Here is a 12,038-nt window from a genome sequence, read left to right on the forward strand (position 1 = left end):
AAACGGCCGCCCCCCACCCCGAACCGCCCCGCTCACACCACCTTCGGCCCGGGCGCCCGCGCGGGCTTCCGCCGCGCTTCCCGGAAGGACTTCTCTCGCGGGGCAGGGTGGGACTGGTTCCTCCCCTCGGGCGAGCGGTTTTCCTCCTCGCGAGCCGGTCCGGCTTCCTCGTCCTCAGGGGTTCGGGGACAGGGTCCCCGGATCTCTTTCTTTCGGGGGTCCGGGGGCTTGCCCCCAGGTTCTCCTCTTCGGGGGTTCGGGGGCCTACCCCCGATCAGCGGCGGCGTGGCGGCACCCGCGAGGGTGGGTGTGTCGGGAGCTAACGCCATACTGCTAGTCGTGTATTCGGGCATCGGTGACCATGGCGAGCGCGCCGCGTTCTTGGACGCGCGGGCGCTGATCGGCTGCCGGCACCGGCTGCTACTGGACTCCACCCATCCGCGGGTGCTGACCGGTGTCAGCGAGGATGCCGGCGTGCAGCAGCGGCGCGAGGCCGCGGCCGCGCACCGAATCTTGGTGCGGGACACCCTGGTCGCCGCCGACCCGGACCGCTGGCTCGTGATCGCGCCGGAGCAGACCGCCGCCCAGCGTGCGGCCGAGACCATGGCCGCCATGGAGGCCGGGATCGAACGGATCTGGGGCGGGCTGCTGCCGCAGGAGTTCGACACCGGCCGCCGCGGCGGCTGCGAGATCCTGCGCCGGGATCCGGACCGCGGCGGCTACGTCCCGATCATCGTGGTCAACCACAAGGTCACCGACCCGCGCCAGCCCGACCCGGCCGACTTCCACCCGCTCACCACCGAGCTGTACGCGTGGAATCCCAAGCCGGACAAGCACGTCCGCAATCGCCCGCAGCCGCGCGATCAGCAGCGCCTGGCGCACCTGTACCGGATGCTGCAGCGCCACGGCTACGCCAGCCCCGCCCTGGTCGGCGGCGCCATCGGCTACCACTTCGACCGCGTCCTGCTGCACGATCTGGGCCCGATCCTGGACGAGTACGACCGGCGCTACGCCGACCGCATCGCGGTGGTGCGCGGCGAGCTCCCCACGATTCCGTCCAAGGTTCCCGAATGCCGCCAGTGCCCGTGGTGGTCCCGTGCTCCCGAGGAGGGCGGGCAGAGCTGCGAGCAGTGGCTGGTGGCCCAGCGCGATATCAGCCTGGTGGCGCCCGGATCTCGCGCCGAGGTGCTGCGCAGGCACGGCGTGGAGACCATCGACGACCTCGCCGCCTGGGAGGGCGACGACCCGGACGACTGGCAGTACGAGCCCTTCACCGAGGCCATCGTCACCGCCCGCGCCTGGGCGACCGGCGCGCCCCTGGTCCGCCGGGTGGACCGGGTACAGGTCACCCGCGCCGACGTCGAGGTGGACGTCGACCTTGAGTCGTACCAGGAGCACGGCGCCTACCTGTGGGGCACGCTGCTGGACGGCGTCTACCGCGGCTTCGTCACCTGGGATCCGCTGCCGACCCGCGACGAGGGCCGCTCCTTCGCCGAGTTCTGGACCTGGCTGATGGAGATCCGCGCGCAGGCCGCCGCGGACGGCAAAACCTTTGCCGCCTACTGCTATTCGCGCACCGCCGAGGACAAGTGGCTCTACGAGTCCGCCCGTCGCTTCGCGGGCATGCCCGGCATACCCACCGAGCGCGAGATCCAGCGCTTCGTCGACAGCCCGCAGTGGGTCGACATGTTCCAGGCCGTCTCCGAGCAGTTCATCTGCCCGAACGGCAAGGGCCTGAAGAAGATCGCCCCCGTGGCCGGGTTCTCCTGGCGCGATCCGGAGGCGGGCGGCGAGGCGTCCATGAGCTGGTACCGCCTGGCCGTCGCCTACGAGGGCGGCGAACCGGACCTGTCCCAGCGCACCCGCATCCTGGAGTACAACGAGGACGACGTGCTCGCCACCCAGGTGCTGCGCGACTGGATGACCGATCGGGCCGATGCCGAGGTTCCGGCCATCTCCGATTTCGGCCGTCGTAGTATCGCGGAGTGACCGAACACGTCGAACACCTGGAGTTTCAGGCCGAGACCCACCAGCTCCTGGAGCTGATGATCCACTCGGTGTATTCGAACAAGGACACGTTCCTGCGGGAACTGATCTCGAATGCCTCGGACGCGCTGGACAAGCTGCGCATGGAGACGTTCCACGACAAGGACCTGTCGGCGGACATCTCCGACCTGCATATCGAGCTCTCGGTGGACCGCGACGAGCGTGTGCTCACCGTCCGCGACAACGGCATCGGCATGAGTCGCGCCGAGGTGGTGGATCTCATCGGCACCCTCGCCAAGTCCGGCACCGCCGCGATGCGCAAGCAGTTGCTGGAGAGCAAGACCGACACCGCCGCCGCCGAGGAACTCATCGGCCAGTTCGGCATCGGCTTCTATTCGACCTTCATGGTGGCCGACAAGGTCGCGCTCACCACCCGCAAGGCCGGCGAAACCACCGGCACCCGTTGGGAATCGGCGGCGGGCAGCTCCACCTACACGATCGAGGAGCTCGGCGACGCCCCGCAGGGCACCACCGTCACCCTGCACCTCAAGCCCTCCGACGACGAGGACCACCTCTTCGACTACACGCAGGAGTGGAAGCTCCGCGAAATCGTCAAGAAGTACTCCGATTTCATCGCCTGGCCGGTCCGCATGGATGTGGAGCGGACCATCATGGACGGCGAGGGTGAAGACGCCGTCGAGAAGACCATCACCGAGACGCAGACCCTGAACTCCCAGAAGGCCCTGTGGACCCGCTCCAGGAGCGAGGTCTCCGAGGAGGAGTACCGGGAGTTCTACAAGCACGTCGCGCACGCCTGGGACGATCCGCTGGAGATCATTCCGATGAAGGCGGAGGGCACGTTCGAGTACCAGGCCCTGCTGTTCCTGCCCTCGCACGCCCCGTTCGACCTGTTCCAGCGCGAGCACAAGCGCGGCGTGCAGCTGTACGTGCGCCGCGTGTTCATCATGGACAACTGCGAAGAGCTGATGCCGGAGTATCTGCGCTTCGTCAAGGGCGTGGTGGACGCGCAGGATCTCTCGCTGAACGTCTCGCGCGAAATCCTGCAGCAGGACAGGCAGATTCGGGCGATTCGCAAGCGCCTGGTGAAGAAGGTCCTGTCCACGGTGCAGTCGCTGCAGTCCGCCGAGGATCAGGAGAAGTACCTGACCTTCTGGCGTGAGTTCGGCCGGGTTCTCAAGGAGGGCCTGCTGTCGGACACCGACAACCGCGAAACCATCCTGAAGGTCTCGTCTTTCGCGTCCACGCACAGCGCGGAGGAGCTCACCACCCTCGCGCAGTACGTCGAGCGGATGCCCGAGTCCCAGACCGCCATCTACTACATGACCGGCGAATCGCGCGAGCAGGTCGAGAACTCCCCGCACATGGAGGCGTTCAAGGCCAAGGGCCTCGAGGTGCTCGTGCTGACCGATCCGGTCGACGAGATGTGGGCGACCCAGACCCCGGAGTTCGCCGGTCAGCCGTTCGTGTCCATCGCCAAGGGCGAGGTGGACCTGGAGACCGAGGACGAGAAGAAGGAGTCCGAGGCGCTGCGCGAGCAGCAGGAGAAGGATTTCGGCGACCTGCTCGGCTGGTTGGGACAGACCCTGGACTCGAGCGTGAAGCAAGTCCGCTTGACCGCTCGACTGACCACCTCGCCCGCCTGCATCGTCGGCGACGTCTTCGACTTCACCCCGATGCTCGAGCGCATGTACCGCGCCTCGGGTCAGGAACTGCCCGAGACCAAGCGCATTCTCGAGCTGAACCCGTCGCATCCACTGGTCACGGGCCTGCGCGACGCGTACGCCAAGGTCAAGGACGAGGCGGACAAGCCCGCCGAACTGGCCGAGACCGCGGAGCTGCTGTACGGCACCGCGGTGCTGGCCGAGGGCGGCGAGCTCAAGGATCCGGCGCAGTTCGCCCGGGTGCTCGCCGATCGCCTGGCCCGCACCCTCTGATCACCGCGGAACGCGCGGCCGGTTACTCCGACCTGCGTGTTCGCTGAAAACCCGGTGCTCCCCGCTGTTCCGGCAGCGGGGAGCACGGTCGTTTCCGGCGGAAAACGGTCATTGCCGCACGGTCCGAAATGTGACCCTCGCAATGTTTTTCCGATTCCGGGAACCCGCGCCCCCGGCGTACGTTGTACGTCTTGGTCGTAAGTTTTTCGTGTTCGTGTCTCACATGCTCGCGCTGAACATCGTGCGGGCGCTTCTCTTGCCAGGCAAGCTGCAAGTCGCCTTCTGATTTCGACCCGGTCACCGTGACCGCGGCGGCCGATGCAACATCCAGCAGGAGAAAGTTATGGTTCAGGGCACCGTCAAGTGGTTCAACGCGGAGAAGGGCTACGGCTTCATCGCCCGCGAGGACGGCCCCGATGTGTTCGTTCACTACTCCGAGATCGAAGGCAACGGCTACCGCCAGCTCGAAGAGGGCCAGGCCGTGAGCTTCGAGATCACCGAAGGCAAGAAGGGCCCGCAGGCCGCGGCCGTTCGCGCGCACTGAGATTTCCGGTCAGGCGCTGAAGCCTCCGCGTCGGCCGATTTCGTGAAATAGCAAGGCCCGCACCGTGTTCCGGTGCGGGCCTTGTTCGTTCGAGCCGAAGGCTCTTAGCGCGGAGCCATCCGGAGCGCGCCATCCATGCGGATGGTCTCGCCGTTCAGGTAGTCGTGCTCGGTGATGTACTGCGCCAGCTGCGCGTACTCGTCCGGCCGGCCCAGACGCGACGGGAACGGAACGCCCGCCTCGAGGCCCTTGCGGTACTCCTCGGTCACGCCGGCGAGCATCGGGGTGTCGATGATGCCGGGGGCGATGGTGTTGACGCGGATGCCGAACTGCGCGAGGTCGCGCGCGGCCGGGATGGTCATGCCGGCGACGCCGCCCTTGGAGGCGGAGTAGGCGATCTGCCCGATCTGGCCCTCGAACGCCGCGACCGAGGCGGTGTTGATGACCACGCCGCGCGAGCCGTACTCGTCGACCGGCTCGGTCTTGGAGATCGCGTCCGCGGCCAGGCGCATGACGTTGAAGGTGCCCAGCAGGTTCACGGTGATGACCGTGCGGAACAGCTCCAGATCGTGCGGGCCGTTCTTGGACAGGATGCGGCCCGCCCAGCCCACGCCGGCGCAGTTGACCACGATGCGCAGCGGCACACCGGATTCCACGACCTGCGCGACCGCGGCGGCGACCTCGTCACCGGAGGTGACGTCGGTCGGGATCAGGGTGATCCCGGCCGGGACGCTGTCGCCCGCGCGCTCGATCGACTGGGCCAGGTCCAGGCCGAACACGGTGGCGCCGGCGTCGGCGAGGCGCTTGGCGGTGGCCGCGCCCAGGCCGGAAGCGCCTCCGGTGACAATGGCGGCAGATCCCGAAATCTCCACGGGGTGGTCCTCTCGAACGTGGACGGCCCTCTCACTGGCCTTCCGTCAATAGGCACCATAGTGGGGCGGTGTGGCCGCCTCGAGGGGGGCCGGGTATGTACGGGTTCGCGCCGTCCCTCCAGTTTGCGAACACGAATGTTCGCCGAGTGCTATCGTCACCTCATGAACGTCGGCCCAGCCCCACGTCAGCATCGTGGTTTCCGCCGCCGGGCCCCGCGCGTGGCAGGTCAGCGCATCCTGATCACCGGCGGAGCCCGCGGCATCGGCGCGGCCCTGGCCCGCCAGCTGCACGCCCACGGCGCCCGGGTGGCTCTGCTCGGCATCGAGGAGGCGCTGCTGGCCGAGGTCGCCGCCGAGTGCGGCGACGCCCCCTGGCGCTACTGCGACGTCGGCGATCCCGCACAGGTAGAGCGTGCGATCAACTCCCTCACCGCCGAACTCGGCGGCCTCGACGCGGTGGTCGCCAACGCCGGCATCGCCCGCCAGATGGCCCTGCTCGGCGGCGATCCCGAGGTGCTCGAACAGACCCTCACCGTCAACGTGCTCGGCCTCTACTACACCCTGCGCGCCGCGGGCCCGCATCTCGCGCACCGCGACGGCTACGTCCTGATCGTCACCTCGCTCGCCGCCGCGGTCCACCTACCCCTGGCGGGGGCGTACAGCGCCTCCAAGGCCGCGGTCGAGGCGCTGGGCAACACCCTGCGCATCGAACTGCGGCACACCGGCGCGAAGGTCGGCCTCGCCTACTTCGCCGAACTCGACACCGACATGACCAGTCGCGGCTTCGGAACCCATGCCGCGCACAGCATTCTGGGCCGCTCCACCGTCTCGGGCATCGCACCGCTCGGCCCGGCCATCGACGCGGTGGAACGCGCGCTGGCCCGCCGCACCCGCCGCGTGGTCTCACCCTCCTGGGTGCGCGTGGTCCTCGAGTTCCGCGGCATCGGCCAGCGGGTGATCGACTACGCTCTGCGCCACGGCGTCGCGTCCGGTCTCGACATAGCTCGCACCGAACAGGTCGGTTTCACCACCGAACAGCCCGCCCGACCGAGCAGAATGGGGAAGTTCGCCTGACCCGTCCCGGCCCAACGGAGTTCACCGCATGCCCGAATCGGCTGTCACCGCCCGCCAGCTGCCCCGCGGCCGCCACGGTCTGCCCCGGGAGATCGTGGTCGCCGCCCAGCGCGACCGGATCCTGCTGGCCATGGCCGAGGCGATGGCGGAGAACGGCTACGTCGGCACCCCGGTCGCCGCGGTCATCAAACGCGCGGGCGTGTCCCGCGAAACCTTCTACGAGCAGTTCCGTTCCAAGGAGGACTGTTTCGAGGCCGCCTACGAGCGCGCGGTGGAACTCATGCTCACCGGCATGCTCGCCGTCACCGGCCTGGAGATCGAGGGCGAGTCCGAGACCGCCCGCATGGAACGCGTCCTCGGCGCCTACCTCGACGCCCTCTCCGCCGAGCCCGCGTACGCCCGCCTGTTCCTGGTGGAGGTCTACGCCGTGGGCCCCGAGGCCATCGCCCGCCGCACCCAGCTCCAGGAGACCTTCGTCGCGATCGTCGCCGACATTCTCGACGCCGACACCGAGCAGCAGCATTTCGCCTGTCAGACCCTGGTGGCCGCGCTGAGCGCGATGGTCACCAACCGCATCGCCGTCGGCGATCTGGAGGGCCTGCGCAATCTCCGTGAGCCCCTGATGGATCTGGTCCGCCGCAGCGGCGGGCTGTTCGGCACGATCCCGCTGACGGACGGAACGCCCCCGGCGGAGTGAGCGCCCTGACGGGGTGAGCGCGCTCGCTCAGGCGTCCGAGAGCACCGTCTTGGTGCGGCCCGGCAGGTTCGTGGCCACCCAGCTGACGCCGAGATCGGCGCACAGCCGCACGTCCTCCGGTTCGTCGACGGTCCACACGTAGGTGGCGCGCCCCGCCGCGGCGGCCTTGTCCACCAGATCGGGATGTTCGCGCAGGGTCCGCACCGACGGCCCGATCGCGGTCGCGCCCACCGTGGTCGCCGCGCCGCCGGAGAGGTAGAGCGACGACTCGCCCAGCAGCACCGTCGGCAGCAGCGGCGCGGCCCGGCGGATGCGCCAGACCGCGGTCGCGGCGAAGGAGATCACCACCGCCCGGGAGTGATCGGCCGAGGCCGGTGCGGCGATGCCGTAGCGCTGCAACTCGTTCAGCAGCGTCGTCTCCACCTGCGCGCCGAAGCGGACCGGATGCTTGGTCTCGATGAAGAGCTTGGTCGGCCGGCTCTTCCAGTCCAGCACCAGCTCGATCAGCTGGGCCAGGGTGAGCACCGGGGACGGCTCCTCGGCGGTACCGAAATTCAGGGCCTCGAGCTCCTCGAGGGTCATCTCCGACACCGCGCCGACACCGTCGGAGGTGCGATCCACGGTCCGGTCGTGCACGCAGACCAGCTGACCGTCCTTGGTCAGCCGCACATCGCATTCGACGCCGTCGGCGCCCTCCTGCAGGGCGAGTTCGTATGCGGCGAGGGTGTGTTCGGGTCGCGCCGCCGACGCCCCCCGGTGCGCGACCACGAACGGCGCGCGACTGGCCCGGCTCACTTCGCCAATACCTCCTCATGCTCGGCGTCCGGCGCCCCCGTGGACTCCGGGCCGGCCGCCTCGTCCGCGGCGACTGCCCCATCATTGCCGACGGCGGTCGCGGGCGCCCGCCCGGCGGAACCCGGCACGCCCGGCTGCACCGGTTCGATGACCGGCGTGGCGGGTGTGGTCGCGATCAGCCAGCGGTGCGTGGTGAGCTCGCGCCCGCGCAGATCCCGCCCCGCGAAACCGCGCACCAGCCACAGCGTCAGCACGGCCATCCCGGCCGCGCACACGTTCGTCCACATGGTGATCAGGACCCCGTCGGCGCGCACCTGCAGCGAATCGGCGAAGCGGTACAGGATCGCGATCACCACCAGCAGGCCGTTGAGAACCCAAGCGCCCCACCAGATTCGCACGGTACGAAGCAAACGCGGCGTGTCGTCCCCGGTGGCCCCGAGCCGGACCATCTCGGTCAGGAAGACGCCCGGCCACACCAGATTCGCCCCGGGTACGAGGCAACCCGCGAGCAGTTCCGGCAGTGAGCGCGAATCCTCGCGTCCCGCAGCGGCATACATCTTCGTCCGGGTGCGCCACAGCCAGCCGACGACCGCCACGGCCGTGACGAGCGCCACCACCATCGCCGCCACCGCCGCGACGATCACCGCGGCGTCGGATGTCCACAGCAGCCACGGCTCGATGAGCCGGCGGCGATTGCGCAGCAGAATCGCGTACCGGCCCAGTTCGGCCAGCGCGGCGACGCCGAAGATCACCGCGGTGGCGATCAGCAGGCGGGGCAGGCGCGCGACGAGCCGGTCGATCCGGTGCACCGGTTCCGCCGCGGCCTGCGGTGGCCGATCCTGCAGACCCCAGCGCGGAACCTGGGTGTAGCGCGGGGTTTCGAGACTCGCCGCGGTGCGGCGCGGTGCGCCGGTAGGCGGGGTCCGGCGGCCCGGCGGGCGGGCGACCCAGCGGTAGTTGCGCCGTTCGGGCGGGGCGTCGACCGGGGCGGGTGAGAGCAGCACACCGTGGCAGCGCGGGCACCAGTGCAGCGGTTTGCCCTGCACGGCCCAGCGCGCGCCACAGCGGGCGCACGGCTGCACGACCGCGGATCGCGGTTGGCCCACATTTCCCCCTGTCATCGCTCCATCATTCTGCGCCTAGTAGACCTTCGCCTCGTCACCGTCTCCGGTGAGCGGTCGTCCCGTCTGCTGCCAGGCAACCATGCCGCCGGTGACATTCGTGGCATCGAAACCGACATGCGTCAGATACTGCACAACCTGGATCGAGCGTCCGCCCTGCCGGCAGATCACGTAGATCTCGGAGTCGTAGTCCAATTCGTCCAGCCGGGCGGGCACGTCGACCATGGGGATGTGGATGGCGCCGGGTGCGTGGCCCAGAGTCCATTCGTCGTCCTCGCGCACGTCCAGCAGCAGGGCCGGGGGCGGGGCGGCGTCGGCCCACGGCTCGGCGGCGTCGAATTCCGCTGGCACGGCATCGATCGGTACCGAGGGGACGTGGGAACTGGTCACGGTTTCGATCCTGCCACGGGTGCCGGGGAGCCGGGGAGTTCTCTCCCCTCGAACCGGCCTGCCGCATTCACATTCCGTGTGCACGGAACTCGCCGAACGCCACGAAACCGCCGGTCGGTTCCCATCGGTGGAAGCCCGTCGCCCACCCCGTTGCGGTGGGTCTGTGCATATCTCGCCTGTAGTTATCCACATAATCCACAGGCTGATCCACAGCCGGGCTGTGGATAACAGCGGTTACCCACAGGATGCGGGCCGGTCGGTCCCCGAAAAAACCGACAACACTACCAATAATCGGAAATCCTCTGACGGCCAACGCAAGATCGGTAGCCTGACGCTATGACTGTGAGCAGGGGGCTACTCGACGGCGTGGACATTTCCGGACTCAACACCGCTCTCTCCGAGGCGACCTGCCTCGGGGTGGAGGTGGATACCGCGGCGGCCCAGCTACGCCTGGAGCTCGACGTGCTGACCCTGCCCGCCGACGGCCCGCCGCCGGCGGGCTGCGACGTCTTCCTGATCCTGTCCGGGGTCACCCGGGTCGCGGCCTCTCTGCGCCGGCAGCGCTGGGACGACCTGGACCCGGTGGTGCTCCCGCTCGCGCTGGACGGACTGCACGACGCGGTCAGCAGCTTCGGCGGCGGCTCGCTGCACGGCTGGGAATTCTTCGACCTCGACGACGCCGCCTGGACGCAGTGGCGCAAACTGCTCAGCTTCGACACCGTCCTGTCCGACCGGCCCGCCGCGCACATGCTCGAGTTCTCGCAGGAGGAGGGCATCGACCCCCGCGAACTCGACATGCGGGTGTGGTTCGACGGCATCGCCGTGCAGGACAAGGCGGGCCTGGAGATTCCGCTGGACGAGTTCGTCGCCGGCGGAGTGCGCTGGTGGCAGGCCCACGCCGCGGGCGACCCCCGCACCATGCGGCCGAATATCGTTCCGCCGCTGTAACTTCCGACCTCGCATCTCGAACGGGCCGCACCGGATCAGGCACCGGGCGGCCCTTGTCTGCGTTCTCTCCCCTCGCTCCGCCCGAGTTGGGATCAGCCTGTGTCCATAGGTTGGGAAAACCGGGTAACCGCTGGAATGTGGGGGCACGCGGCCCGGTTGCACGGGAGCGGGTGTACGAATGAAGGTTGGGTGCGCCGCGGCATGGGCCGAGGGCACACAGCTCCGACACTGAGCATTGAGGAAGGGACATCGTGGCCGAGTACACGCTGCCAGAACTGGATTACGACTACAGCGCCCTGGAGCCGTTCATCTCCGGGCAGATCAACGAGATCCACCACACCAAGCACCACGCGGCCTACGTCGCGGGCGCCAACGCCGCCGTCGAGAAGCTGGAAGCCGCCCGTGAGTCCGGTGACCACGCGGCCATCTTCCTGAACGAGAAGAACCTGGCCTTCCACCTGGGCGGCCACGTCAACCACTCCATCTGGTGGAAGAGCCTGTCCAAGGACGGCGGCGACAAGCCGGTCGGCGACCTGGGCGCCGCGATCGACGACCAGTTCGGCTCGTTCGACAAGTTCGTCGCGCAGTTCTCCGCCGCCGCCAACGGCCTGCAGGGCTCGGGCTGGGCCTGGCTGGGCTACGACACCCTGGCCGGCAAGCTGCTGACCTTCCAGCTGACCGACCAGCAGGGCAACGTGCCGCTCGGCATCATCCCGCTGCTCGGCCTGGACATGTGGGAGCACGCCTTCTACCTGCAGTACAAGAACGTCAAGGCCGACTACGTCAAGGCGTTCTGGAACGTCGTGAACTGGGAAGAGGTGCAGGACCGCTTCGGTCGCGCCGTCAACCAGGGCAAGGGCCTGATCTTCGGCTGAGCAGCCCGTCGCAACGCGTAGCGGGAGCGAATTCCGCGACGCGCCCGGCGCAGCGACCCGCGAACCGACCCCGGTTCGTGGGTCTTCTGCTTTTTCCGGACCCTGACCGGCGCGATGTTCGCCGACCTGCCCGTCTGCTAGCACTCTTTGGTACTTGTGTGCCAGTCCGATTTCGGGGCATTCTCTGAATCCACAACCAGGACGGGCAGGGCCGCCCCCGCATTTCCGCACTTCGGGAGGGCGTGATGAGCGAACAGATCGGCGTGTTGCCGTTTCAGTCGCGTGGGTCGCTACGCGGATTCGTGATTTCGGGCCGATGGCCGGATTCGACCAAGGAATGGGCCCAGGTGCTGGTCCTGGCGGTGCGGGTGGCCAGCCTGCCCGGACTGCTGCCGACCACCACCGTGTTCGGGGCCCGCGAGGAACTCCCTGACGACCCGGACCCGGGCATGGTGGGGCTGGTCATCGCCGAGGGCACCGTGCTCGGGCAGGAGGCGCTGGCACCGGGACGGTTTGCCCAGCATGTGCCACCCGCGCTGATCATGCTGCACCCACCGCGCGAAACCCGGCCGTCACTGCCCGAATGCACCGGCGCCGCCTCGGGCTGCCTGCTGCTTCCGGGCCTGCCGCATCTGGGGCTGGAACACCGCGCGGCGTGGGTGGAAACCGACACCGACGGCACGGTCACCTCCATGGTGAGCCGGGTCGGGGTCGACCCGATCAGTGATCCCGACACCGCGGTTCTGGCCATGCTGCTGGCCGCGTGAGGGTACCCGAAACC

At 68.9% G+C, this 12,038-nt stretch carries 12 protein-coding genes; 8 read left to right on the forward strand and 4 right to left on the reverse strand.

Translation table 11 applies throughout. The annotated features are described in order from the left end of the window. Positions 1 to 330: 330 nt before the first annotated feature. The 3 genes from ACWDOP_RS26450 to ACWDOP_RS26460 all read left to right on the forward strand — a co-directional run bounded on the left by ACWDOP_RS26450 (position 331) and on the right by ACWDOP_RS26460 (position 4,485). Complete coding sequence (locus ACWDOP_RS26450) at positions 331 to 1,989, forward strand: TM0106 family RecB-like putative nuclease (protein WP_456347208.1); 1,659 nt, start codon at positions 331 to 333, stop codon at positions 1,987 to 1,989. Beyond that, a complete protein-coding gene (htpG, locus tag ACWDOP_RS26455; RefSeq protein ID WP_456347190.1) occupies positions 1,986 to 3,941 on the forward strand; it encodes a molecular chaperone HtpG in 1,956 nt (651 codons plus the stop codon). Before ACWDOP_RS26450 ends, htpG begins: the two co-directional genes overlap by 4 nt. Before the next feature lie 343 nt (positions 3,942 to 4,284). After that, positions 4,285 to 4,485, forward strand: coding sequence for a cold-shock protein (locus ACWDOP_RS26460; protein WP_326312678.1), 201 nt, complete (start codon positions 4,285 to 4,287; stop codon positions 4,483 to 4,485). 104 nt (positions 4,486 to 4,589) lie between these two features. Here the strand turns inward: ACWDOP_RS26460 and ACWDOP_RS26465 are convergent, their stop codons facing one another. Then, positions 4,590 to 5,357: an SDR family NAD(P)-dependent oxidoreductase gene (locus ACWDOP_RS26465; protein ID WP_454200756.1), complete on the reverse strand. Its 768-nt coding sequence runs from the start codon at positions 5,355 to 5,357 to the stop codon at positions 4,590 to 4,592. A 162-nt stretch (positions 5,358 to 5,519) separates the two neighbouring features. Between ACWDOP_RS26465 and ACWDOP_RS26470 the strand changes: the two genes are divergently transcribed. Next, entirely contained in the window at positions 5,520 to 6,431 is a 912-nt protein-coding gene (locus tag ACWDOP_RS26470; RefSeq protein ID WP_454200755.1) for an SDR family NAD(P)-dependent oxidoreductase, read from the forward strand. 28 nt (positions 6,432 to 6,459) lie between these two features. Beyond that, positions 6,460 to 7,128, forward strand: a complete 669-nt coding sequence (locus tag ACWDOP_RS26475; protein WP_456347191.1) for a TetR/AcrR family transcriptional regulator — start codon at positions 6,460 to 6,462, stop codon at positions 7,126 to 7,128. A gap of 27 nt (positions 7,129 to 7,155) precedes the next feature. On the opposite strand, the gene ACWDOP_RS26480 is transcribed toward ACWDOP_RS26475, so the two are convergent. Genes ACWDOP_RS26480 through ACWDOP_RS26490 form a run of 3 tightly spaced genes read right to left on the reverse strand, consistent with a single transcriptional unit; the run spans position 7,156 to position 9,434 of the window. After that, on the reverse strand, positions 7,156 to 7,923 hold the full coding sequence (locus ACWDOP_RS26480; RefSeq protein WP_454200753.1) for a glycerophosphodiester phosphodiesterase: 768 nt from the start codon (positions 7,921 to 7,923) through the stop codon (positions 7,156 to 7,158). After that, positions 7,920 to 9,044: a DUF4328 domain-containing protein gene (locus tag ACWDOP_RS26485; protein WP_456347192.1), complete on the reverse strand. Its 1,125-nt coding sequence runs from the start codon at positions 9,042 to 9,044 to the stop codon at positions 7,920 to 7,922. Before ACWDOP_RS26485 ends, ACWDOP_RS26480 begins: the two co-directional genes overlap by 4 nt. A gap of 18 nt (positions 9,045 to 9,062) precedes the next feature. Further along, on the reverse strand, positions 9,063 to 9,434 hold the full coding sequence (locus ACWDOP_RS26490) for a rhodanese-like domain-containing protein (RefSeq protein WP_456347193.1): 372 nt from the start codon (positions 9,432 to 9,434) through the stop codon (positions 9,063 to 9,065). A 336-nt stretch (positions 9,435 to 9,770) separates the two neighbouring features. Here ACWDOP_RS26490 and ACWDOP_RS26495 point away from each other — a divergent pair, with 336 nt between their 5' ends. The 3 genes from ACWDOP_RS26495 (at position 9,771) to ACWDOP_RS26505 (ending at position 12,024) form a co-directional block, all read left to right on the forward strand. Next, a complete protein-coding gene (locus ACWDOP_RS26495; protein WP_456347194.1) occupies positions 9,771 to 10,382 on the forward strand; it encodes a hypothetical protein in 612 nt (203 codons plus the stop codon). 251 nt (positions 10,383 to 10,633) lie between these two features. Beyond that, positions 10,634 to 11,257: a superoxide dismutase gene (locus tag ACWDOP_RS26500; protein WP_354988159.1), complete on the forward strand. Its 624-nt coding sequence runs from the start codon at positions 10,634 to 10,636 to the stop codon at positions 11,255 to 11,257. Between the two features lie 245 nt (positions 11,258 to 11,502). Continuing rightward, on the forward strand, positions 11,503 to 12,024 hold the full coding sequence (locus ACWDOP_RS26505; RefSeq protein ID WP_456347195.1) for a peptidase: 522 nt from the start codon (positions 11,503 to 11,505) through the stop codon (positions 12,022 to 12,024). Positions 12,025 to 12,038 lie beyond the last annotated feature (14 nt).

Source organism: Nocardia sp. NPDC003693 (genome assembly GCF_053981095.1).